At 43.1% G+C, this 25,340-nt stretch carries 21 protein-coding genes; 3 read left to right on the top strand and 18 right to left on the bottom strand.

What is annotated here, in order from left to right; genetic code table 11:
• Window positions 1–252: 252 nt before the first annotated feature.
• From OCV61_RS00215 to OCV61_RS00165, 11 genes are all read right to left on the bottom strand, one after another.
• A complete protein-coding gene (locus OCV61_RS00215; protein WP_158420031.1) occupies window positions 253–1,785 on the bottom strand; it encodes an N-acetylmuramoyl-L-alanine amidase family protein in 1,533 nt (510 codons plus the stop codon).
• Between the two features lie 267 nt (window positions 1,786–2,052).
• Window positions 2,053–3,039, bottom strand: coding sequence for a diaminopimelate dehydrogenase (locus OCV61_RS00210; RefSeq protein ID WP_158420030.1), 987 nt, complete (start codon window positions 3,037–3,039; stop codon window positions 2,053–2,055).
• Between the two features lie 54 nt (window positions 3,040–3,093).
• Window positions 3,094–3,726, bottom strand: coding sequence for a J domain-containing protein (locus OCV61_RS00205; RefSeq protein WP_158420029.1), 633 nt, complete (start codon window positions 3,724–3,726; stop codon window positions 3,094–3,096).
• Window positions 3,719–4,564: a DUF5685 family protein gene (locus OCV61_RS00200; protein WP_158420028.1), complete on the bottom strand. Its 846-nt coding sequence runs from the start codon at window positions 4,562–4,564 to the stop codon at window positions 3,719–3,721. The genes OCV61_RS00205 and OCV61_RS00200 overlap by 8 nt, the downstream gene beginning before the upstream one ends.
• Before the next feature lies 1 nt (window position 4,565).
• Window positions 4,566–4,976, bottom strand: coding sequence for a competence protein CoiA family protein (locus OCV61_RS00195; protein ID WP_158420027.1), 411 nt, complete (start codon window positions 4,974–4,976; stop codon window positions 4,566–4,568).
• Between the two features lie 57 nt (window positions 4,977–5,033).
• Complete coding sequence (locus tag OCV61_RS00190) at window positions 5,034–6,236, bottom strand: class I SAM-dependent rRNA methyltransferase (RefSeq protein WP_158420026.1); 1,203 nt, start codon at window positions 6,234–6,236, stop codon at window positions 5,034–5,036.
• A 260-nt stretch (window positions 6,237–6,496) separates the two neighbouring features.
• Complete coding sequence (locus OCV61_RS00185) at window positions 6,497–7,123, bottom strand: ECF transporter S component (RefSeq protein WP_158420025.1); 627 nt, start codon at window positions 7,121–7,123, stop codon at window positions 6,497–6,499.
• A gap of 149 nt (window positions 7,124–7,272) precedes the next feature.
• On the bottom strand, window positions 7,273–8,970 hold the full coding sequence (locus OCV61_RS00180; RefSeq protein ID WP_158420024.1) for a DUF1002 domain-containing protein: 1,698 nt from the start codon (window positions 8,968–8,970) through the stop codon (window positions 7,273–7,275).
• Window positions 8,971–9,075: 105 nt separating this feature from the next.
• Complete coding sequence (gene lon, locus OCV61_RS00175; protein ID WP_158420023.1) at window positions 9,076–11,355, bottom strand: endopeptidase La; 2,280 nt, start codon at window positions 11,353–11,355, stop codon at window positions 9,076–9,078.
• Window positions 11,356–11,519: 164 nt separating this feature from the next.
• The gene (locus tag OCV61_RS00170) at window positions 11,520–12,119 is read right to left on the bottom strand and encodes a GTP pyrophosphokinase (RefSeq protein WP_158420022.1); all 600 of its coding nucleotides are present in this window, start codon (window positions 12,117–12,119) and stop codon (window positions 11,520–11,522) included.
• A 124-nt stretch (window positions 12,120–12,243) separates the two neighbouring features.
• The gene (locus OCV61_RS00165) at window positions 12,244–13,239 is read right to left on the bottom strand and encodes a helix-turn-helix domain-containing protein (RefSeq protein ID WP_158420021.1); all 996 of its coding nucleotides are present in this window, start codon (window positions 13,237–13,239) and stop codon (window positions 12,244–12,246) included.
• Between the two features lie 285 nt (window positions 13,240–13,524).
• Here OCV61_RS00165 and OCV61_RS00160 point away from each other — a divergent pair, with 285 nt between their 5' ends.
• On the top strand, window positions 13,525–14,616 hold the full coding sequence (locus tag OCV61_RS00160) for a serine hydrolase (protein ID WP_158420020.1): 1,092 nt from the start codon (window positions 13,525–13,527) through the stop codon (window positions 14,614–14,616).
• A 356-nt stretch (window positions 14,617–14,972) separates the two neighbouring features.
• Entirely contained in the window at window positions 14,973–16,160 is a 1,188-nt protein-coding gene (locus OCV61_RS00155) for an SH3 domain-containing protein (protein WP_262582556.1), read from the top strand.
• Window positions 16,161–16,246: 86 nt separating this feature from the next.
• Here the strand turns inward: OCV61_RS00155 and OCV61_RS00150 are convergent, their stop codons facing one another.
• Window positions 16,247–20,044, bottom strand: a complete 3,798-nt coding sequence (locus OCV61_RS00150; protein WP_158420207.1) for a phosphoribosylformylglycinamidine synthase — start codon at window positions 20,042–20,044, stop codon at window positions 16,247–16,249.
• 208 nt (window positions 20,045–20,252) lie between these two features.
• Between OCV61_RS00150 and OCV61_RS00145 the strand changes: the two genes are divergently transcribed.
• Window positions 20,253–21,119, top strand: a complete 867-nt coding sequence (locus tag OCV61_RS00145; RefSeq protein WP_158420019.1) for a LysR family transcriptional regulator — start codon at window positions 20,253–20,255, stop codon at window positions 21,117–21,119.
• 25 nt (window positions 21,120–21,144) lie between these two features.
• Here the strand turns inward: OCV61_RS00145 and OCV61_RS00140 are convergent, their stop codons facing one another.
• The 6 genes from OCV61_RS00140 to OCV61_RS00115 form a co-directional block, all read right to left on the bottom strand.
• Window positions 21,145–21,975 (bottom strand): Mrp/NBP35 family ATP-binding protein, encoded by an 831-nt coding sequence (locus tag OCV61_RS00140; protein ID WP_158420018.1) that lies wholly within the window; start codon window positions 21,973–21,975, stop codon window positions 21,145–21,147.
• A 63-nt stretch (window positions 21,976–22,038) separates the two neighbouring features.
• Window positions 22,039–22,380, bottom strand: coding sequence for a metal-sensing transcriptional repressor (locus tag OCV61_RS00135; protein WP_158420017.1), 342 nt, complete (start codon window positions 22,378–22,380; stop codon window positions 22,039–22,041).
• A 62-nt stretch (window positions 22,381–22,442) separates the two neighbouring features.
• Window positions 22,443–22,670 (bottom strand): hypothetical protein, encoded by a 228-nt coding sequence (locus OCV61_RS00130; protein WP_158420016.1) that lies wholly within the window; start codon window positions 22,668–22,670, stop codon window positions 22,443–22,445.
• Between the two features lie 163 nt (window positions 22,671–22,833).
• Window positions 22,834–23,532, bottom strand: coding sequence for a DNA alkylation repair protein (locus tag OCV61_RS00125; RefSeq protein WP_158420015.1), 699 nt, complete (start codon window positions 23,530–23,532; stop codon window positions 22,834–22,836).
• A gap of 136 nt (window positions 23,533–23,668) precedes the next feature.
• Window positions 23,669–24,793 (bottom strand): DUF4179 domain-containing protein, encoded by a 1,125-nt coding sequence (locus OCV61_RS00120; protein ID WP_158420014.1) that lies wholly within the window; start codon window positions 24,791–24,793, stop codon window positions 23,669–23,671.
• Window positions 24,794–25,303, bottom strand: coding sequence for an RNA polymerase sigma factor (locus OCV61_RS00115; protein ID WP_158420013.1), 510 nt, complete (start codon window positions 25,301–25,303; stop codon window positions 24,794–24,796).
• Window positions 25,304–25,340: the final 37 nt, after the last annotated feature.

Genomic DNA, 25,340 nt, shown 5'->3' with positions numbered 1-25,340 from the left:
ACCCTCGTAACTTTATTGTTTTAATACGTAATATTTCTGCAACATTATTTTTAATTCTTATACATATTAACATATCGTTACCATCATTGCAACCCCTAATTTTAATAAATTTAATTTTTTTGTAACAAATAGAAATTAAAGTGCAACAAATATCAAAGGTGCTCCCAGCTGATATAAAAAAACCACACAGGCCGGTCTTCCCTGCGCCTGCGTGGCTGTATCCAAGAATGCCTTCTGCATTCCGGTTCAATCTTAATATCCAAACAGATTCAACAGAATCTGGTCAGCAGTCATATTCCCATACCCATCCGGATCGCTGAGTACGCTGCTCTTCCATCTAAGGTAATTACCATTACGGATGTAATTGCCGCAAGATGGATGGTAATTAAATTTAGTAAATCCAGAATATTTAGCCATATACTTGTTGGCAAGAACAACTGCCTCACTATTAGAATTACCAGTAGGAGTGGTAGTACCTGCAATCTGACATCCTGCCTGAGGCGTAGAATGTATGATCACTAAGCTCTTATCACTGCACTGTCCAAGAACGATCCATGTATGGCCACTATTATATCCAATGTCACCCGGCTTCATTTTCCATTCGGTCTTTGACAGATAAGACTGATTCACAATCGTACCCCATCCAATACTCTTATAATAAGAACCGATCTCACCGGATACAACTGTATAGCCTGATCCTACATTAGACTGGGACTGCATAACCTGATAAGCAGACCAGCCCACAAAACCGGAACAGTCAAGACCCTTTGCTCTGTTGACAGCTGTCAGGTCACGGTAATTGTTATAATCATATCCGGATGGATTGGATAACCACTTATTATACCACTGTTTCCATTTAGGACTTACACCCTTACGGGTAGAATCATTCCAGCCGCCGCCCCATACATACAAAGCCTGCCCTACAGGCTGAAGAGCACCTGCCAGATAATTCTTGATGGTCTTTGTGCCAGTGGAAGCTGTAGCATTAGGGTCGTTCACAGCCTGTCCTATATAAATACCATCTTCTCCAAATTCCTGCTGTACCCCGTCCACTGTCTGTATTCCTGTATACATCACACCGGACGAAGGATCAAAATAATACTTATTAGTCTTCTTTCCTACCTTAATATCATTCCATCCGGTAGCCATCTTACCTGTACCGGAAGCAAAATAATATGTAGCCCCATTGATCTGGGTAAAGCCAACTGCCATGATCCCATCCAAAGAGGACTTCTCAGAAGACTGGAAATATCTCACAGTACCTGTTGACGCACTGACCCATCCAACAGCCATAGCACCGCTGGGCTTGTAGAAATATCTGGTATTTCTCTTAGAATCTCTTAAAAATCCTGTAGCTGCGATCCCTGACTTTGCGAAAAAGTAATATTTATTATTATTCAAAGTCAGCCATTTGGTCTGCATGTAGCCAGTACGTGGGTTAAAATATCTGCGTTTTCCCTTGGATACCTTCACCCAGCCAGTGACCATAACGCCAGTTCCTTTTGTAAAATAACGTTTACGTCCCTTGCGATCCTGTGCCCAGCCCTTGACCTGAACACCAGTCTTACGGTTAAAATAATATTTCTTACCATTCAGGTTCAGCCAGCCCTTGTGCTTGCTTCCATCTGGATCAATATAGTATGTCTTCCCGCTATACGTCCGAAATCCGGTTTTAACAGCAGCTTCAACTTCTGTTTGGGACTTATGGGCAGAAAATCCTGTTGCAGCCAAAATCAGTAGCAAAAGCACTCCCCAAATCTTAAATTTCTTACATACGTTTCGCATACTTAATCTTCCTTTTCTTATCTAAACATGATATCGCCTTTAATCTTTTACAAAATTGTTACAGCTTTATGTAATAGATTATACAACGGTATTTTTTAATCGTCAATACAAAAGTATAAGTATGTAAACTTTTCACAATATTTATTTTCTATTTCTTAGCAAAAAAAGAGCAAGATTGATAATAATCTTTGCTCTTTTTTAACATTTGTAACAATTTTAAATTTTATTTTTTGTAACATTTTCCAATGAGGTGGATGTCCCCAAAAATTACAGAAGATGCTTCCTTAGTTCTTCTCCGCTCATAGCAGAAAGATAGGCTGGTGCCACATCAAAAACTGTTTTACATCCTTTCTGTCCTTCCTGATTCATCCGATACGCAGCCCGTGCATAAGCAACCAGTACGGAAGAAGTAAATTCCGGATTTGAGTCCAGCTTCAGGCTATATTCGATCACATGGCTGTTTTCATCATTCCATCCGGTCTTTCCGGTACGGATCACAAAACCGCCGTGAGGAATACCACTGTGGTTCTTCTTTAATTCTTCTTCTGAAATAAAATGAACAGTTGTATCATATTCATCAAAATAATTTGGCATGGTCTTGATCTCACGTTCAATACGTGCAAGATCTGCTCCTTCCTGAGCCACCACAAAGCACTCTCTGGTATGTTTTTCCCTTGTGGAAAGCTGAGGATTCTCACCATTTCGTACAGATTCAAGTGCAGCTTCTACCGGGATGGTATACTGTCTGGCATCCTTCACGCCTTCGATCCTGCGGATAGCATCAGAGTGCCCCTGGCTTACTCCTTTGCCCCAGAATGTATAATCGCAGCCTCCAGGAAGAATTGCGTTGGCATACATACGGTTCAGCGAAAACATACCCGGATCCCAGCCAACAGAAATGATCCCAACATGTCCATTTTCTGATGCGGATTTATCCACTGCCGCAAAATGCTCCGGGATCCTCTTATGTGTATCAAAGCTGTCGATCACATTAAACCACTGTGCATATTTTGGTGTCTGTATAGGAAGATCTGTAGCACTGCCTCCGCAGATGATCAAAACATCGATCTGATCCTTCATTTTTTCTGCATCATTAACAGAATAGACTTTGGCTGTTTCTGTAAGAATAGTCACATCCTTCGGATTACGGCGCGTGAATACTGCCACAAGCTCCATGTCCGGATTATGTTTGATGGCACATTCTACACCACGGCCAAGATTTCCATAACCTAAAATACCAATTCTAACACTCATTATTTTTTCTCCTCTTTATCTCTATTATAACCGTCTGTTCCGAAAATCCTGCCTTTAACAGCAGATCACACCACTTCCCGGACAGCACAGATTACAAGCTGTACTGGCTAAACACATCTTCAAGCACATGTCGCCGCCCTCCATAGGCATGCCTCCAAATGGATCCTGTTGCTGCCGGTACCAGGTACCGCCCCCATCCATCCGGTTCTTCAGCATCTGATACTGGGAATTGCCAGGATCCAGACGAATCGCCTGCTCTATATCGTTTCTGGCATTTACATTATTACCAAGTCCCATATTGGCCATAGATGAAAGATAATACCATTCTCCGTTTCTCTGGGAAAGGGATTGCAGTACATTCACAGCTTCCTGATAATGTCCGCTCTGGATAAAATTAGCCGCAGCACGCCTGCGGATGCTCTCCTCGTCTTCGTACCCACCGGATTGCTGACCGAAACCTCCAAAGCCTCCATAACTGCCAGCCCCTCTGCTTCCATATTCCCGTTCTTTCATGATCTGGTCATAGGCCTGCTGAACTTCCTTAAATTTCTCTTCAGCCTTGTCTTTGTCAGGGTTATTAATATTCGCATCCGGATGGTATTTCCGGCTTAAACGTCTGTATGCCTTTTTGATTTCCTCGTCTGAGGCATCCTGTGATACTCCCAGAACACTATATGGATCAAACATGTTCTTTCTCCTGTTCTTCTCTCCTTTTTCTGGTAATCGCCTCAAACCTTACCCATACCCCGGAATACAGAATATTCCTCAGAATATCTCCATATATTATAATAGGTAGTTTTTCAAATTCACGACAGGCTTCTGCAAGCATCATGATGAGAAGCTGTTGTACCTCATCCTCAAACCCTTTTATTTTAAAGCGCTTTGAAAAAGGATTATAATTTCCATTTTTCAGATCTGCTTCCACATCATCATACGCATCCAGAATATAAATAAACTTTCCAAAATAGAAACCCATCTTCCGAAGAGTATTTGCCCACACATCTTCCTGATACACAAAGATCTCAGCCATGATCTTTCCAAAAATACCGGATACCTGATCAATATCCTTCTCATCTTTCTTTTCAAGATCCGATAGCTGTTCCAGCAGCTGGATGATCCTGTGCACCTTTTTATCGTATTCGACAGAAAGCCTTCGGTTCTTCCCTTTCAGGGTCTTTGCATATGCAAGCTTCAAAAGATCCCTATCGTCTTTCCAGTCATCCACACACTTATAATAGGTAAGGATGATGTTCATATCTGCTGCATATTCTGTAAAACGGTTCTTCCGTACTGTCTCTTTGTGAACAGGATGCAGGATACAATGGGTGGTTCCTTTCTTTGTCTCAGGCTCATATAATCCGCTAAGTAGAAGTGCCACAAAGGTCATATCATAGGTAAGGGACAGCTGTCCGAAAACCCCATATTTTCTTTTCAGTTCCCTGCAAAGCCCACAATAAAAGGATTTGTATAAAGCGAAATCTTTAATTTTTAATTCCGGCTTATTTACCACAATATATCCGAACATATCAGCTCCTCTTCACAAATTTGCTATGACACTTTGGACAGCTGATCTCTATCTTTCCTTTTCCTCTTGGAATCCTGACTTTCTGTCCGCAGGAAGGACAAGTATAAATATGGTAGTCCTTTCTCTGTTTCATCATATTCTTTTCTTTGTTCAGTCTCTGACGCAGCTTGGCAGTAGCTGACAGGTACTTCTGATTCTCCTGTGCTCTTTTGGAAATATTTCTGGAAAAAATCCTGAAATATGTATACACAATGGCTACAAGGCCTAACATATCCAAAAGAGAACCTGCGCTGCTTCCTGTGTTTACAAAAATCGCCAGCACAATAGAAACCAGTGCCACACCCATGGTAAACTTTGCAAACTGGTCAACTCCGTAACGTCCCTGCATGAATCTGTAAAATTTGTCTTTCATGAAATCCTTCTTTCCTTATTCAGTCTGTCTCTTTCCCTGATCCCAGCCTGTAAAGGTCTATCTGTCACTGCATACCTGAAAAATGTAAAACTTAAGATAATAGGACTCATCTGCTGCCCACAGAATTGGATGATCCGGGGCTTGTGTCCTGTATTCTACCTGACGCAGCCGCTTATGAGCACTTCGTGCTGCCTGCCCGATCGTCTGTGTAAAAAGCTCATAATCCATAAAATGGGAACAGGAACAGGTGGCCAGAAAACCGCCTTCCCTCACCAGCTTCAACGCACGCAGGTTAATCTCTCTGTAGCCCTTCACTGCATTCTTTATGGAACTTCTGGACTTTGTAAACGCAGGTGGATCTAGGATCACCACATCAAACTTTTCTTCCTTTTCCTCCAATTCAGGCAGTAACTCAAACACATTCCTGCATAGAAACTGTACCCGATCTTCCAGACCGTTCAACCTGGCATTTGCAGCTGCCTGATCCACGGCAAGAGCTGATGCATCCACCCCTAATACACTGGAAGCACCTGCGATCCCTGCATTTAATGCAAAAGAACCTGTATGAGTAAAGCAATCCAGCACTTTGGCATTCTTGCAAAGCTTCTGGATTGCAAGCCTGTTATATTTCTGGTCAAGGAAAAATCCTGTTTTCTGACCATCCTTTACATCAACCTGATATTTTACCTGATTTTCTTCAATTTCCACAAGAGTTGGGAATTCCGGTCCAATAAAGCCTTTTACAAGTTCCATCCCCTCCTGGCGACGAACCTTGGCATCACTTCTCTCGTATACGCCACGGATCTGGATACCATCTTCTTTCAGAACCTTTTTCAGAAGCTCTATGATCATTTCTTTATATCTGTCAATTCCCAGTGCCAGGGACTGAACCACCAGCACGTCAGAAAACTTATCAATTACAAGTCCCGGGAAGAAATCTGCCTCGCCAAAGATCACTCTGCAGCTGCGGGTATCTACCACTTTCTTACGGTATTCCCAGGCATCCCGTACTCTTTTTTCAAAAAACACTTCATCGATCACCGTCTGTTCATTCCTTGACAGCAGCCGGACTGTGATCCTGGAATTGGTATTGATAAATCCTTTTCCTAAAGGATATCCGTCAAAATCATGAATCAGTACAATATCGCCATTCACAAAACTTCCCATGATCGTAGCAATTTCATTGTCAAAAATCCACATCCCACCGGATTTTAACAGCCTGCCCTCTCCTTTTTTCAAACTGACAACAGCAAGACCCATATATATTCTCCTTTGTGTAATTCGTAACTGTTCAGTACTCTCGCAAAATACTTTCTGCTAAATAATTACTGTAATCATGCTTGTGGTGTTTTCACACCAAACGCATATTTATTGAAACATTCTATCACACTCTTTTTCTTTTTTCCAGTATTTCGCATAAATAAGAAAAAACTGCCACACCTGTAAGATGTGGCAGTAAACAAAGCATAACTGCTCAGTACCCTCATAAATTCTTTCCTACTGAATAGTTACTAAAATACTTAGTTTGCAGAAACTGTCTTATCCTTCTGTACCGGATGGATCTGGATCAGATTCATCTTGATCAGTGCCGGACGAAGTGCATTGTATATGAACACAACCAGGATCACAGAAACAACTGCATTCACAAAGGTGGTCACTGCACTAAGCTTGGCAAGAACGGCAGCCATCTCCTGTGGCTGTCCCAGTATATACTGTTTGTAGAAAAATCCTACAACCGGATCTGCCACAACATTAAATGCCAGACCAGCAACAGAAGCAATCAGACTCCATTTAAATACGTATGACTTATCTGTACTCTCATTGATCTTTGCAACCTTATGTGCCACCAGACCGGTGATCAAACCAATACATAGTTTCAGAACAAATGTTTTCGGAGCTCCTGTAATATAAACCGGATCCATCAGATCTGCGATAGTCATGCCCACAGCACCGGCCATACCGCCGTAAACACCTCCAAGAAGCAATGCTGCAAGTACACAGAATGCATTTCCGATGTGAAGAGATGTAGCATCGCCACCTGGAACAGGGATCTTAATCTGTAAAAATGTGAAGGATACGTAGCAAAGTGCTGCAAGAATCGCAGTCTCTGCAAGTTTCATGATTGTTGATGTCTCTTTGTTATTCATATTAGTCACTGCCTTTCCTTTTCCTTTATATGCCTCCCTTACAGGGACTGACTGGATCAACCTGAATCAGTTCCTTCCGGTCTGGCAACATATTACCTGGAAACTGTGGATTTGGCAATGGTCAATTTTAACTATTTTTAAGGGGACAGTTATTCATTGATGGTTTCATCGTAAACCATATCGTCTCCTTCAGCAGGAGTCATATCAGATTCATCCATAGTAGTATCATCTGTATTATCCATGGATGTGTCTGTCCCTTCTGTATCGTAAGATGCATCTGTATTATCCGGTACTGCTGCATCTGTATTCTCAGTTGTCTCTTCCATGCTGGTCTCACCATACAGCTGTTCAAAGAACTTCATGGTATCTTTATACAAGGTGTTCTTATCGTCAGAAGAAACATTATCGCCAAGGATATCTGCCTTATCACCAGCCTCTGCCTTCTGGTCATCTGTCAGATCAATACCGAAGATCACCTTCAGGTCTTCCTGAAGCATATTAAGCTCAGTAGTCAGATACTCTTCATTACCGGTAGGAACATAAGATCCTGTACCATTACCAAGGATCTCCAGATATTTGGTAAGAACGGCATTATACAGCTTCTCACCCTGATCACTGTCAAGAGTCACTGTGCATACAGCATCTGATCCCATAGCCTCCTGAAGTGCCTCTGTATCACCTTCATACTCTCCCTTGCCAAAAGTCTTGGCTTTCTCAAAGAGTGCTTTGGTATCGTCTGTCAGGAAATCTGTATTCACTTCAGAAATATTCAGGATCTCATCCCCGTCAGGAATATCTGAAGAATTTACGGAATCACCATTTACATCGGTACCGTTATCTGTGCTGCTATCTGTACTATTGTCTGTACTGGTGTCAGCACTATTGTCTGTGGTGCCGTCTGCGGAAGCATCAGTATTGGTATCCTGTGCAAAACCGTCATCGCCAGTCTTCTCAGCAAGGGAAGGATCCTCTGTGGAATCAGCGATCACATCATCACCAAGCACGCTCTCATCTACGTTATTCACAATACTGTCCGGATCATCATCAGAAGTGGTATCTCCCTGGCCGGTAACATTATCATTGACACGCTCCAGTGTCTCTTCCATATCGCTGTAATCATAATCCTGCTGTGCAATCTCCTGAAGCAGGCTTACGATCGTCTGAAGCTGATCATCAGAGAGAGCAACTCCGTTCTGATCTGCAATATTCACAACAATGTTATAAATCTGATCCGCATCCTGGATACCGTCTGCAATGATCTGGGTCTTCGCCTGATTGATCACAGCAGTGGCACTGTTCTGTCCGATATCCTCAGCCAGATTACCTGTAACAACCATCTCCTCTGTAGCGATCTGCTTCTTGGTGGAATCCAGTTGTTCACCGCTGGCTGACTCATAGGCCATCTGGATCCCCGTAAGGGCTCCTGTACCAGATACCTGGAACGGACACGCAGCAACTACTTCACAATTCTTCACCCCGGAAGTAGAAAGGCTGGTGGCGATCATATTACAGGTAACCCAGTTCAGATTAGCAGTACGTACCTTGATTCCTCCGGAAGTGGTAGGCTTAACGTAAGCACAGCTGACTGTCCTGGTACCAATCTGCTCGATGGGAACATAGGCACTTAAGTGCTCTCTCTCATCCTGATTAGTAACATTGATGATCTGAACAGAATCAGCACTGACCTTAAAATATTTCAGCATGGTGTTCTTCTGATCCTGTGTCAGGTCTGCTCCAAGTGTAACAACATTCATGCCATCTGCCATAACCGGTACGGAAGGAGCAATGCTTCCTGTAACAAGGCATGCGGCACATAATAATGTTCCTAATAATTTTGCTTTCTTCATAACTTTTCCTCCATAAACTCTGTGTGAGTTACAGCTTAAACAGTTTTTCTGTTTCGTTGTTTTATTATAGCATATTCTTTGCTGAATTTGTAATCTAGAATAATTTTACATTTTTTGTAAGCCCAGGGTCTGGTCCAGCACTTCTTTGATTTTCTTTACCGGACAGATTTGAATCTTTTCTTTCACTTCTTCTGCCACATCTTCCAGATCCTCTATGTTGTCATATGGAATAAACACCTTCTTAACTCCGGCTCTTTGGGCTGCCATTAGTTTTTCGGGAAGACCTCCAATAGGCATAACACCGCCTCTCAAAGAAATCTCTCCGGTCATGGCTATCTGTGGATCCACAGTCTTTCCAGTTACCAGGGATGCAAGTGCAATTACCAGCGTAATCCCTGCTGACGGACCGTCTTTTGGCACAGCACCAGAAGGAACATGAATATGGAGATCATTCTTTTCAAATTTCTCAGCGCGTTCCGGGAAAAGTGACTTCACATAAGTAACTGCAATCTGTGCTGACTCCTTCATCACATCTCCCAGCTGCCCGGTGATGATCACCTTGCCGCTGCCTTTTGTAAAGGAAGTTTCTATAAAAAGGATTTCCCCGCCTGCTCTGGTCCAGGCCAGTCCGGTTACAACTCCCGGCTGCATTTCCTCCTGGATCTTTTCATGATAGATGCCCTTCTTCCCAAGGAACTCCGGCAGGCGTTTCTCGCTGACAGTAATGCTTTTCTGCTCACCCTTTACCAATTTTACAGCAACGCATCTGCAAAGAACATCGATCTGACGTTTAAGGCCTCTTACTCCCGCCTCCGCCGTATATTCTTCAATGATCTTTAATATGGCTTCGTCTGTCACTTTCAGGTTCTGATTACGCAGTCCCATACTCTTCATTGCTTTTGGAAGAAGATGTTCCCTGGCAATATGATATTTCTCGATCTGTGTATATCCGGGGAACTGAATAACTTCCATACGGTTCAGAAGAGGTTCCGGTATAGTATCAGTAGAATTGGCTGTACATACAAACAGCACATTAGACAGATCATATGGTACATTCATATAATGATCTGTAAAGTTGGAATTCTGCTCCGGATCCAGAACTTCTAAAAGTGCACTGGATGGGTCTCCGCCATAATCTCTAGTCAGTTTGTCCACTTCATCCAACACCATAACCGGATTCTGCGCTCCGCTTCTTCGCATTCCCTCCATGATACGTCCCGGCATAGCGCCCACATATGTGCGTCTGTGTCCACGGATCTCCGCTTCATCCCGAACACCTCCAAGACTGATCCTTACATATTTTCTATGAAGTGCTCTGGCTATGCTCTGACCTATACTTGTTTTACCTGTACCAGGTGCACCTACAAAAAGCAGGATGGATCCAGCCTGTTTTTTATTAAGCGCCATAACCGCAATCTGCTGGATGATCCTTTCTTTTACCTTTTTCAGGCCATAATGGTCTTCATCCAGTATCTTTTCGGCTTCTGCCAGGTCTATAGAAGGCATTTCTTCTTCCTTCCAGGAAAGACTGGTAACAAAATCCAGGTAATCATACAAAAGTCCGTATTCATGACCATCTTTTCCTTCCTGTTTCATCCGGTTCAGAACCTTTTCGGCTTCCTTCCTTGCCTCCGGATTCATGCCAGACTCCTGGATTTTCTTCTCAAATCTGCGTACATCCGAGATATTCTCAGGATGCATCTCATCCAGCTGTCTCTGAAGAAATTCAATCTGTTTTTTCAGGGCAGACTCACGGTACATCTGTTCATTAGAATTCTTCTGGGCGCTTTCTGCTTCCTGACTGACCCGGAAGATCTCCAGAAGTTCATATACAGTTTCTTTGATTTTATGGATACGTTCACTTCTGGACTGCTGTTCAAGAAAACTATATTTTTCTTCCCAGGAAGATGCAAAGTAGCTGGAAAGGGCACAGGCCATCTCATCAAAGCTCTGCCAGTGATAGATCACACCTCTTGCCCAGATCCCCCACTGCAGATCCTTTGCAAAGCTCATCAATTCTTTTTTCATGTTCTTGAACTGCTCAGCCTCTTCATCTGGATCAATATCTTTCTCTTCCGGATATGGAACGGAAGTGGCTGTAATCCCGATCTCTGTAGCCTGGATCTGACTCAGCATTACCCTTTCTATGGTAGTGATCTTAACAGTGTCATCCTCTCCTAAGGCCTCAATCTTCCCCAGCACTCCAATCGGATAGATGTCTTCCGGTTGTATCTGATGGGGCTTTTTATCTGTCTTCAGCATCAGAAAAAGTATATCTTCCCCAACATTTTCCGTGGTTATTTCATTTCCGGGAAACATATCTTTTTTAAAGTAAAATGTAACCTCTGGCAATACCAGTAAATCATAAATGGGTATGCTAATCATACATGTTTCCTCCTTATGGCCTTAATCATGCAAAATCAAGCCTCATTTTATCAGCACTCATTCACATCGAGTGCCAATCTGTATTTAAACGAAAAGGCGAACTCTTCGGAATCCGCCTTTCGTCCGTATCTTATTGTACCACGATTTTCTGATTATGCAAGTCTTTAAAGCCGTGGATTATCATTATATTTCTCAAATTCCTTTTCCATCTCTTCAAGAGTATTGGAATATCTGAGTAATTCTTCCACTCTCTGCTCTTTATTAGCATATGCCTTTTTGTAAGATACCCTATGCTCCATAGCTGCCCAGAAGTCCATTGAAATAGTACGGAACTGTATCTCCACAGGAAAGTATTCCACTGCATCCAGACAGCAAACATTTACTCCAAAAATAATATGGTAACTTCTGTATCCATTAGGCTTAGGATTCTCAATATAATCCCGCTCTCTTATGAAGATCAGATCCGGCTGTTTCTTTAATATGTTCACCAGATTGTGGATGTCTCCAGTAAAATAACAGACGATCCGCACACCTGCAATATCCTGCAAAACATTCTTGGCATTATCAACTGTAGGCTCCAGCCCCCGATGCATCAGCTTTTCCTCAATGCTTGCCTTCTTCTTGATGCGAGACTGAACGGTATGTACCGGGTTACTGGCAGCGGATGGATAAATCGTATGGTTTAACACTTCCAACCTGGTAAGTAAAAGCTTCATTGCATCATGATACGGCTGGACCAAGTCATAGTATTCTTTATCAGTCATGATAACCTCCCTTTACATACCTGCTATCATAAAGAAAAACTGTGATTATCCTGTGACCGATTTCTAATATTTTTCAAAAGAATCTTCCAAAATCAAACTTGATTGTTTTGAAATCCAAACCATTTTATTCATTATGTTTGAATGAAATATTCAGGATAGATGCTACTGCTCCGTAAAGAACACCTGCAATAGGCCAGATGATCCAACTGCTACCTTTATAGCTGCTTTTAGCAGGCAGTATAGCTGCCAGAAATACTGCCGTCACGATCAGCCAATAGCTTACCGAAACAGCACTGATCAATCCTTTCTTTGCTTTTCTGCTGCGTGTATAGTCCCCTTCTTCCAGCAGCTTTTCCATTGCACTGTTTCGTGTGCCTCCATACGCAAACGCATAACAGCCACATGCCACCATGAGTAAAAGCAGACAAACTGCATTTATATAGAAGATATCTTTGTCCGCAATGCTCATAACAGCAAACAGCGGTACTGCAGCAAGAATACAGAATACGGTTCCTATAAGATTCAGGCGTACATAGGTTGGATGATACTGATTTTTCTTTTCCTTTACCATCCCAGTCACCCCATATTCCGTCTCAAAAGGCTCTTTTTCCAGAAAGTCATAACATTTCACTTTTGCACTGCAGGATATGAAAATCCCTGTAGCTGAAGCAACCAGCAATAAAAGGACACATAATCCAATTCCCCCAGCAGAATTTTCGGTAAGTTTTATGATTTTTGTTTCACTTAATCCACCCAAAAGTAACAATGTAATAGGGGATATAACACATAAAAAAGTAGCAAAAGCAATTTTAGGTGCTGATTTCTTGCTACATTCCAAATATTCAGAGGCTTCCTCCATAGTCACTTTACGCAGTGGCTGTTCTGAAATGACCTGTACATTGTCTTCCGGATTATCTTCTTCTATTTCATCTTTCAGGAGATAGTCCGTACTTACACCAAAAATACGGCTCATCTGTACTACCTTTTCCATATCCGGAACTGCTCTTGCCCCCTCCCATTTAGAAACGGATTGTCTTGTTACATTCAGCTGTTCTGCCAGTTCCTCCTGGGACCAACCTGCCTTTTTTCTCAGATTCATTATTTTGTCTGCCAGAATCATCTTTTTTCTCCTTCCTGCCTTCCATTATGGGAAAGCATTTCTTTTTTTGACGTTCTCAGCATACAATATCCATCGGTTGCACACCAGATACCCGGCTTTAAGATTTGTCAACCTGCGGTTGCATGTGTAGGATTTCTTGTATTATTTCATATTTATCGCTATAAAGCCATCTTTTCTTCATGTTTTCCTGCAAAAATATTGGAAATCTGCAACAAATGAATTATACTTAAAAAGACTTAAGAAAATTTTTCACTTTCTTTTCATTTAGCATACCAGGAGGTTTGTATGAAACCAGGCAAAAATAATCGCAAATATAAATTTATCTTTCCGCTTGTTACAGCTGCAGCAGTAACAGCAGGGAGCTTTTCTGCAGTCACTGCTGCAGAAGTGCAGGGACCGGTGGCACCGAGCACAGGTTCTGCAACAGCCAACCAATCAGAACCGGCTCCGAACACTAATGCGACAGCTTCCGACCAGGCAGAACCGGCTCCGGGCACTAATGCGACAGCTTCCGACCAGGCGGAACCGGCTCCGGGCACCACATCTGCGAATCAGGCTTCTGATGGACAGGGCACATTATCTCCGCCATCCGACAATTCTAAAAGCAGTGTATTTGGACAGGCTTCTTCTGTAGAAGCACCTACAGATGAGAAACTTTCCTCTCTCCTTACCCAGCTGCAGGAACGTCTCCCTGTTTCCAATGGAAGCTGGTCCGTTTATGTGCGCGATCTTTATAATGAGTCAGAAGGCTCTGTCAATGACCATTCCATGCAGGCGGCCAGTCTGATCAAGCTGTATATTATGGGTGCTGTCTATGAGAATTATGAAACTCTTATCAGTCAATATGGCCAGCAGCAGGTAGATTCCAACCTTTATTCCATGATCACAGTCAGTGACAATGATGCTGCCAATGCTCTTACCAGCTATCTAGGCGGAGGTGATTCTTCTGCCGGCATGACTGTTGTAAATGATTTCTGCAGTACACATGGCTTTAATAACACACATATGGGACGACTTCTTCTTCAAAGCAATGCATATGACGACAATTACACTTCTGTGGCTGACTGTGGTCATCTGCTGTACGGGATTTACAGTGGTAATTCCTCTGAATACCCATATGCAGATTCCATGTTCGACCTGTTGGCTGCACAGACACGCCGGAATAAGATCCCGGCACAGATGCCATCAGATGCAAAAACTGCCAATAAAACCGGTGAACTGGACAATGTGGAAAATGATGCAGGGATTGTTTATGATGTGGATAATGAACTGATCCTGGTTTTTATGTCAGAGAATCTTAGTGAGTGCGGCTCGGCACAAAGTACTATTGCCAGCCTGAGCAGGCAGATTTTTGATTACTATAATCCAGCCTCATAAATTTAAGGCTGGAAGCAAATGCTCTGGTTATGATATCTGTGTATTGCTTTGTGATATGCACTCCCATGATTTGCAATAGGCAATTTGCAAATATTGTGACATTATAACAATTAAGAATACAAATATATCTTTCAATCTGTTATAATAAACAATAATAAAGATGATATCCGGCAGGATTGTTGGAGTGCGTAGCACGAAGCAATCTTAAGATATCATAATTGGGGGCAGTTGCCTCCAGTATCAAATAAAGATAGCTGGAGTTCAATTGTCTGCCTGTCAGGTTTTGCCCCCAGCATCTGAGAATAACGTGCACGAAACTGCATGTAAGCCTGCCACAGCAGGCGAAAGGAGGATCTATGAAAAATAAGAAATGCAACTATCTTTCGGCCTTTTTGAAATGGGCCGCACTGCTGGCTGTAGTATTTGCACTTTCTGTTCCCTGGATGAGCAGGAACTGTCAGGCATCTGCCAATACCTATATGGTAAGTGTTCCCAGTGGCTATCTGGCTCTTCGCACGCAAATGCTTTATGACAGCCGCAATGAGATCGGACAGCTGTATAACGGAGATACTGTAGAGGTCAATGATTACAGCGATTCAACATACTGGTATGCTTATTCCCCCAAGTATGATTCCTATGGCTATGTGAATAAGAATTACCTGATCTCAATGAATTCTGCCGCCTGGACAGTAAGTGTTTCCAAGGGTTATCTGGCTCTTCGTAATGCCAAAGCCTATGATGCTTCCAATGAGATCGGACAGCTGTATAACGGAGATACTGTGCAGGTAAATGACACCAGCGATCCTACTTACTGGCTGGTATATTCTCCCAAATATAACTGTACCGGCTATGTAAACAAAGATTATCTGGTAAGCAGCAGCACTGTTTATGCCTGCGAATCCAGAGCTGTCAAAGTAGACAAAGGATATCTGGCTCTTCGTAATGCCAAGGCTTATGATGCTTCCAACGAGATCGGACAGCTGTACACAGGAGATACTGTCCAGCTTCTGGACACCAGCGATCCTACTTACTGGCTGGTATATTCTCCTAAATATAATCTGAACGGTTTTGTAAACAAAGACTATCTGGTTGGAGATTCTATGTACACCGGTGCTGTAGCAAGTTCAGATTTCACCAGAACAGTAAGTGTTTCCAAAGGATATCTGGCTCTTCGTAATGCCAAAGCCTACGATGCATCCAATGAGATCGGCCAGCTGAATACCGGAGATACTGTAAGTATCCTGGATACTAGTGATCCTACTTACTGGTTTGTTTATTCCCCAAGATTGAATATGAACGGGTACGTAAACAAAGATTATCTGGTTGGCAGTACTGCACCTGTTTATCCCACCTGGACAGTCAGTGTTGCAAAGGGTTATCTGGCTCTTCGTAATGCCAAAGCTTATGATTCTTCTAATGAGATTGGCAAATTAAATAATGGAGAAACAGTACAGGTGATCGATTCCAGTGATCCTTCTTATTGGTATGTATATTCCTCCAGCCTGATGAAATACGGATATGTAAACAAAGATTACCTCTACTAGATCGATATAAGATCATGAACAGCGTATAACACAAAGGATGCAGCAAAATCCCAAAAGAGAAATTGCTGCATCCTTTTTTAATGCTCTTATTTGAAATATGCAACACCAGACTCAAAGATCTTCAGATCCTGCTGTCCGTAAATGTTAATAGCAACGCCATCGTCACGGCGCTCACTATGAGCCATCTTACCAAATACACGTCCGTCCGGACTTGTAATACCCTCAATGTTGTAATAAGAACCGTTAATATTCCATTCCTCAGACTGGTCAAAGTTCCCTTCCGGATCTACGTAACGAGTAGCTACCTGTCCGTTGGCAAGAAGCTTTTTGATCCACTCCTGATCTGCTACAAAACGACCTTCACCATGGGAAGCCGGATTGCAGTACACTCCGCCCAGATCAGCCATCTGAAGCCATGGGGATTTATTGCTTACAACCTTCGTATAAACCATCTTGGAAATATGTCTGCCAATGGTATTGTAGGTCAAAGTAGGTGAATCCTCTTTCTGGCCACAGATCTGACCGTAAGGCACCAGTCCCAGCTTGATCAGTGCCTGGAAACCATTGCAGATACCAAGTGCAAGACCATCACGCTCATTGAGAAGCTTCATAACTGCTTCTTTGATCTTTGCATTCTGGAAAGCAGTTGCAAAGAACTTAGCAGATCCATCTGGCTCATCACCTGCGGAAAAACCACCTGGGAACATGATCATCTGTGCCTGATCAATGGACTTTTCAAAGATCTCCACAGAATCACGAATGTCTTCTGCACTAAGATTCTTAAATACTTTTACATCTACTTCTGCACCTGCGCGCTCAAATGCTTTTGTACTGTCATACTCGCAGTTCGTTCCAGGGAATACCGGAATAAAGACACGAGGCTTTGCAGTTTTGTGCTTGCAGATATAAATCTTCTTTGTATTATAAAGGCCATTTTCCATGACAGCATCCTTATCCTCTGGATTAACCAGGATATCCGATGCTCCCTTGACTTCCTCACCGGAAACGGTTTTAAATACTTTTTCCAAAGTGCCAGTCCATGCTTTATAAGCTTCTTCAAGAGTGATCTGGGTATTGCCATAAGAGAATCTGCCATCTGCTGTAACCTCACCGATCAGTGTATACTGTACAGACAACTCCCCAACCTTGCCATCCGGAACCTCAAGGATAATATCACCAAATCCTGGTGCAAAGAAGTCTCTTGGATCCAGATTGTGCTCGATCTTAACACCCATAGCATTACCAAATGCCATCTTGCTCACTGCAGCTGCAATTCCGTGACGGTCAAGCGCATATGCAGAAACAACTTTACCATCCAGAATATCCTGATGCAGTTTGCCATATGTATCCATAATCTTATCATAATCCGGAAGATCATAGGTATCTCTTGGAGCACGTACCCATACAAGCTTATTGCCTGCCTTTTTCAGCTCCGGTGTGATCACATCCTGGATCTTTGCCACGTCTACAGCAAAGGAAACAAGTGTAGGCGGAACATCAATATCATTAAAGGTACCGGACATACTGTCTTTGCCGCCAATAGAAGGAAGGCCAAAGCCAAGCTGTGCTGCATAAGCCCCCAGAAGAGCAGCAAACGGCTGGCTCCATCTCTTTGGATCTTCAGTCATACGACGGAAGTATTCCTGGAAGGTAAAACGGATCTTTCTGTAGTCACCGCCGGAAGCCACGATCCTTGCCACTGACTCAGTCACTGCATAAGCAGCTCCATGATATGGGCTCCAGGAAGACAGATATGGATCAAATCCGTAACTCATCATTGTAACTGTATTGGTCTTGCCATTTTGTACCGGAACCTTGGCAATCATGGTCTGTGTCTCAGTGAGCTGATACTTTCCGCCATGAGGCATCAATACGCTGCCTGCGCCAATAGAACCGTCAAACATTTCCACAAGGCCCTTCTGAGAGCAAACATTCAGATCAGCCAGCATTCCCAGCCATTTTGCTTTTACATCACTTACTTCCGGACGCTCTTCCAGGATATTTCCCTCTTTATTCGGGATCTCCACCTCTACGGAAGTCTCCTGATGGGCACCATTGGTATCCAGGAAAGCCCTTGAAATATTAACGATCTCTTTTCCTCTCCATGTAAGGACAAGTCTTGGCTCCTCAGTAACAACCGCCACAGGAACTGCTTCCAGGTTTTCTTCATTTGCATATCCAAGGAATTTATCTACATCTGCAGGAGTAACAACGACTGCCATTCGCTCCTGGGACTCAGAAATAGCGATCTCTGTACCATCCAGACCTGCATATTTCTTAGGAACTTTATCCAGATCCACACGAAGCCCTGCTGCAAGTTCACCAATAGCAACAGAAACACCGCCTGCACCAAAATCATTACATTTCTTAATAATATGGCTGACCTCTTCCCTGCGGAACATGCGCTGGATCTTACGCTCGGTAGGTGCATTTCCTTTCTGTACCTCAGCGCCACAAACCTCAATAGAAGCCTCTGTATGTACCTTGGAAGAACCGGTAGCACCACCGATACCATCACGGCCGGTACGCCCGCCAAGCAGGATAATGATATCACCTGGATCGGAATTCTCACGGATCACTGCCCGCCTTGGAGCAGCACCCATAACAGCACCGATCTCCATACGTTTTGCCACATAATCCGGATGATAAATTTCTTTTACATAACCAGTAGCCAGACCAATCTGGTTGCCGTAAGAACTATAACCATGTGCTGCACCTCTTACCAGCTTCTTCTGGGGAAGCTTGCCCTTTAAGGTATCTTTCACAGATACGGTAGGATCTGCTGCACCTGTTACACGCATTGCCTGGTACACATAAGTACGTCCGGACAATGGATCACGGATAGCACCGCCAAGACAGGTAGCTGCTCCACCAAAGGGTTCGATCTCTGTAGGATGGTTGTGGGTTTCATTTTTAAAATTGATCAGCCATTCCTCTTCTTTGCCGTCAACATCTACAGGAACTACAATACTGCAGGCATTGATCTCATCTGATTCTTCCTGGTCCTGAAGCTTTCCTTCGGATTTCAGTTTCTTCATAGCCATCAATGCCAGATCCATCAGGCATACAAATTTGTCGTCTCTTCCCTTGTAAAGTACCTCTCTATCCGCCAGATACTGGTTGTAAGTATTTACAATAGGAGCCTTATAATCTCCATCCCGGAACTTCACATCTGTAAGCTCTGTGGAAAAAGTGGTATGACGGCAATGGTCTGACCAGTATGTATCCAGTACACGGATCTCTGTAACAGAAGGATCTCTCTTTTCTTCGTGAAGGAAATAATTCTGAATATGAAGAAAATCCTTAAAAGTCATTGCAAGGTTCAGGGATTTGTAAAGTTCTTCCAGCTTGCCTTCTGGCATCTGGGTAAAGCCCTCAAAAATCTTTACGTCTTCCGGATCGCTGAATTCTGTCACCAAAGTCTCAGGCTTGATCATACCTGTCTCTCTGGAATCTACAGGGTTGATGCAATGGTTCTTAATAGCCTCCAGTTCGTCCTCTGTAATGGCTCCCTGAATCACATAGGTGGTAGCAGAACGGATGATCGGCTGTGCATTCTCATCCAGGAACTGGATACACTGCACTGCAGAATCTGCTCTCTGATCAAACTGTCCAGGCAGATATTCTACGGAAAATACGGACGCATCCTCTGCCATATCAAATTTTTCAAGATAAAGGTCATCTACAGGCGGCTCTGAAAATACAGTCCTGCATGCTTTTTCAAAAACATCATCCGAAATATTCTCTACATCATAGCGGATCAGCTCTCTTACTGCAGTAACCGTCTTAATCCCAAGGTAACTGCTGATCTCATGCTTCAGTTCTTTTGCCTTAACTGCAAAAGCCGGTTTCTTCTCCACATACACTCTTCTTACGTTGCTCATAGCTTTTCCTGTACTCCTTTCATTGATCCAGGTAATATTAGATACAGCAAAGCATTTAACGTCTTGTAATGCTGTATCCATAATGTATGGTACTCTTGCTTATTATCTTCTGATATGGTAACATACTTTATATCATTAGTAAAATTAATATATCTTATATTTTTTATTATCAACACTTATCGCTAAAACATTACAGGGGTATATCAACATGGACATTAATCTGGAATTATACAAAGTATTTTATTTTGTAGCAACCACCTTAAGTTTTTCCCAGGCTTCCCGCCAGCTCTATATCTCCCAGTCTGCTGTCAGCCAGGCCATCAAAACTCTGGAAAAGAAACTGGGGCACACCCTTTTTATCCGCAGCACCAAGAAAGTGATCCTGACTGCTGAAGGTGAACTGCTTCTTCAGCATGTAAAGCCTGCACTGGAAATGCTGGGGGAAGGAGAAGCTCTTCTTTCTGATGAAAAGCTGCTCACCGGTCATCTTCGGATCGGAGCAAGTGACACGATCTGCCGCTATTTTCTCATCAGCTACCTGCAGAAATTCCATCAGGATCATCCGGATGTACGGATCAAGATCACAAACAGCACTTCCATTGGATGCGTAGAGCTTCTGGAAAACAGGCAGGTGGATCTGATCGTGTGCAACTCCCCCAATTCCCGTCTTACCACCAGCTTCCAACAGAAAGTACTTTGTAATTTTCATGATGTTTTTGTAGCAAATCCTGATGCCTTTCCTATTGGGGGCACTGCCCTGACCCTGGAGAAGCTTCTGAATTATCCTATTATGATGCTGTCTCCCCACAGCACCACCAGCGAATATCTGAACCGGGTATTTTCCTCCAGAGGGGCAAATCTTTCCCCTGAAATCGTACTGAACAGCAATGATCTGCTGCTGGATCTGGCCAGAATCGGCCTTGGCATTGCCTGTGTACCGGATTACATGGTGCCAGATACATCCCTTGTATGTGTGCCTTTAGAAGAAACGCTGCCTCCAAGACAGATCGTCCTTGTAACACAAACAGGGCTGCCTCTTTCCGAAGCAGCCCGTACATTTATTGATTATTTATAACTGTGAGAACACGAAGCAGATACGATTATTTCGGCATTACCTCATAAGCAGCCTCTACATAAGGATTGTCCACCTGATCAAAGGCTCCTTCATCAGCCTTTGCTGCATAAGCAGGATCAATAGGCATTTTCCCAAGTACCGGAATATCTAATCCTGCAGCGATCTGATCAATATGGCTTTCGCCAAAAACATAGATCTTCCTGCCACAATCCGGACATTGTACATAGCTGTAATTCTCTACCAGCCCAAGTACCGGTACCTTCATCATACCGGCCATATTATAAGCTTTCTTAACGATCATCTGCACCAGATCCTGTGGAGATGTTACGATCACGATCCCTTCAAGGGGAAGAGACTGAAAAGCAGTCAGCGGTACATCACCTGTTCCTGGCGGCATATCTACAAAAAGATAATCCACATCTCCCCAGATCACATCTGTCCAGAACTGCTTCACCATATTGGCAAGGATCGGTCCTCTCCAGACAACCGGTGTTTCCTCTGTAGGAAGCAGCAGGTTAATGGACATAACCTTGATCCCATTCTTTGTCTCCATAGGATAAATCCCCTTATCGTCTGCCTGTGCAGCTCCCTTAAGACCATACATCTTAGGAATAGACGGTCCGGTAATATCTGCATCCAGGATACCTACTTTATATCCTTTCTTTGCCATCTGATTCGCCAGGGAAGCGGTAACAAATGACTTACCTACACCGCCCTTACCGCTGACAATGCCGATCACATGCTTTACATCTGAACAGGCATTCATTTTCTCCTGAAAGCTTTTGGGATTGTTCTTCTGGCTGCATCCCTCACAGCTTGTTTTGTCACAGCTTGAATTGCTGCATTCTTTTGCCATTTTTCTGGTTCCTCCTGATATTTACTCTATTCATAATACTACATAATATGCTGACAGCTCACACTATTTCATAAAGCGATCAATAGCCTTTTCCAGTTCTTTGATCGCCTCCCTGTCTCCATGCTCTACTGCATCCACAATACAGTGCTCTATATGATCCTGTAAAATGATCTTTCCTGTATTATTGATAGCTGACTTGACAGCGGATAACTGGATCAGCACCTCGCTGCAGTCCCTGCCGTCCTCTACCATTCGTTTGATAGATTCCAGATGTCCAATAGCTCTGGATAAGCGGTTCAGCACAGCTTTGGTCTGTTCGTGGCTGTGGGTGTGTCCGTGAGTATGGCTGACAACTGTTCCATCCTCTAGCACATGAGTATGTGCATGTTCTATATGATCACTCATAGTCCCTCCTGTATCACAGGCTTTCCTGTATAAAAAGCCTATCTTGCATTATAACACCTAGATCAAATCTCTGTAAAGGAACATCTTTGTTTGATCCCTGAGGTAATAATATCAAAGATCTCTGTACCGTCTGCAAGAACTGATTTTTCATAGGTGACTTCTTTTCCCTGAAATTTCTGTTTTACATACTCTTCCGGGTCTTCCAGCTCTATCTCCTCCACAAACACATCCCGCATCTGATTTCTGGGGCATTTATTAAAAATCTCCCAGATCACTTCATATTCTTTCAAATAAAGTCCCCCTTTACCCAACTTCCTTTTAGTATAACACAAGTTGGCAAAGGATACCAGGATTCCCGCTTTTGTTTCCCTTTAAATACACCTTGTGGGATACCATCTGATGAATACTATTCTTTTATTATTTTAATATCATCTGATAAATATTCTTCTTTCATTATTTTATCTTCAGTGTTTTCAAATATGTTTTCTGCTTAGGTGTGATCCGGTAGCTTTCCACTGCTTTCTGGATCGTTTTATTATGTGTCCACACATCCAGACGCTTTTCCAGAAGAAACGGCAGGATCTTATCATACTGTTTGGCCAGTGCTGTAGCAAAATACCAGGCACGCATCATATTTACATAGTACTCCTGAGACTGTACCTTTGCTACGCTTTCTGCATATTCCTCCTGAAACCTGTCGTCCAGATAATAACGCATCAGCATACCGATCCCAAGCCGGATGGTATAGGTCCTGTCTGACTGCATCCATCCATAAACCACTTCAATAAACTGATCCAGATGTTTTTTTACCACGTTTAATGAAAGCATGTCACAGGTGGCCCAGTTATCAATATATGGGAGAAAACGCTCCATTTCTTTCAGACATTGATCATAATCCCGGATCTGCTGGATCAGAAGGCTGTGAAGATTATTTTCTTCATAGTACTGATGGGGAAGCACCTGCATAAATATCTGTGCTTCCTCTGTTTTGCCAAAGCTTTTGGCAAACTGACGAAGCTGGGGTGTTCTTACTCCGATCACCTTCTTTTTGTCTATTGTAGGCATCAGGCTACTGTGAAAATCCCTGTATTTCAGGTCCTGCATCAAAAAAAGCTGTGCCTGCACATTTTGTACCACCTGTTCTTTATCCATATGTCCGTAATCTTCTTTCTTTCAAATCTTTCAGGTTCCATTGTAGCAGTTCTATCCTGGATCATCAAGCCCGCAGCCCGGTTCACTACTGCGTTCACTACTGCTGGTTACTGTTAAGTCCGATCCTGCTCTCACCCTACTGTATGGCAACCTGATAATAATCTGTATCCTGCCCTTCTGCTGATCCCTCCAGATTTTTCGGGATCAACACAGCAGCCACCTGATCCGGATCGATCACACGTTCAAAAGCATAAGTACAAATATACTTACTGCCATCCATTCCAGATGAACCAGGACCTCCATATACACCCTCAAGCTTTGTACCGTCTTTTAAAACCAGCCCTGTGGGCATAGGCACCTCTTCCACATGGGCTTCCTGATCCGCATCATAGGAAACACGGATGGATACTGGAGAAAGCTCCACACTGGTAAGAGTGAGGCCTGTATCGCCAATCTTTTCATCTGTCTGGATGATCGTCGAAGTGTCAGCTCCTCCAAGAGTCATATCCAGATCCCATTTCCCGGTAATATCCGGAAAATATTCTGCCTTAGCCACAGTTCCCAGATTCTTGAACTCTACATGCAGTTTTTTGCCGATAAAGTATCCTTTCTCATCACTTTTCGCAAGCACCATATGATACTCCATGCTTCCGTCATCCATTACATAATGCTGGATAGTACTTCCATCTGCCCTGGTTTCCAATGCTGATCCGTCTGCATATACGCCCATACCGTCATTTCCTACAATGATCCCATTGTAGAAGCTTGAACCTGAATTAAAATCCTCTTTCCCATCCACTGTCACAAAAACATTTTCAAAATCCGGCTGTTTTCCATCCTCCAGATGATACCCCTCTACCTTAAAAGACAGATAGGTATAATAATTATCTGTAATGCTCTGCTGAGCCGATACTGTGATTCCTGCATCCGTTACAGATGCATCTGCAAAAGCTGCCATACCATTTTCCTGCAGACTTTCCTGCTGCTCCTGTGTTATCTGAAGTTCTTCTTTCAGCCCTTGGCTCCAGTTGATATATGCGGCATAAACAGAAACTGTACCTACAGCAAGCACTGCAGTCATTGCCAGCACTGCGTATTTTTTCTTTGGGCTTCTGATCTTTTTATCATAAACAATGATCTTCTCATTTCCCGTTTTTGCTTCCCTTTGTATCCTTGCAAAGGTCTGACTTGCTTTCGTCTCCACAATATCCGGAATCTTAACATCCTGCTGTAATGTATACATCGCCTTATTTTTCTTCATTTAATTGCCCTCCCTGCACAACTTGAAAGAATCTGCCAGATATTCCCTTCCCCTGGCCAGTCTGCTTTTTACTGTTCCCTTTGGCATATCCAGCATCTTACTGATCCCATTGATCTTAAATCCTTCCACATAATAAAGGATCATCACCAGCCGATACCTTTGGGGAAGTGAATCCAGTGTCTGTGTCCACTCGATATTCTCGTATTTATTTTCCCAATATCCATAGTCCGGAACCTGATCCTGCACAGAAACCGGCTTGTTTTTCCTGATCTGCTCATAGCATTTGTTGATCAGGATTCTGGTCATCCAGGTACGAAAATACCCAGCCTGTTTCAGGCTTCCCAGATGCTCCCAGCACGCCAGGATAGTATCAGATATGGCATCTGCCACATCCTCATCCCGGTTCAGAATCGCTCTGGCAGCCTTGTACATATTCTGCATCTGAGACCGCATCAGTTCTGTAAATGCATCCGGATCTCCTTTTTTTGCTTGATTTACTAATTCATTCACCTGCTTGTCCCTTTTATTCCTTTCTGAAGATCTGTAC

This window comes from Blautia ammoniilytica, assembly GCF_025566965.1.
In the GTDB taxonomy this organism is placed as follows: Bacteria; Bacillota; Clostridia; order Lachnospirales; family Lachnospiraceae; genus Blautia_A; species Blautia_A ammoniilytica.
This window is presented reverse-complemented; position numbering and strand designations above follow the sequence as displayed.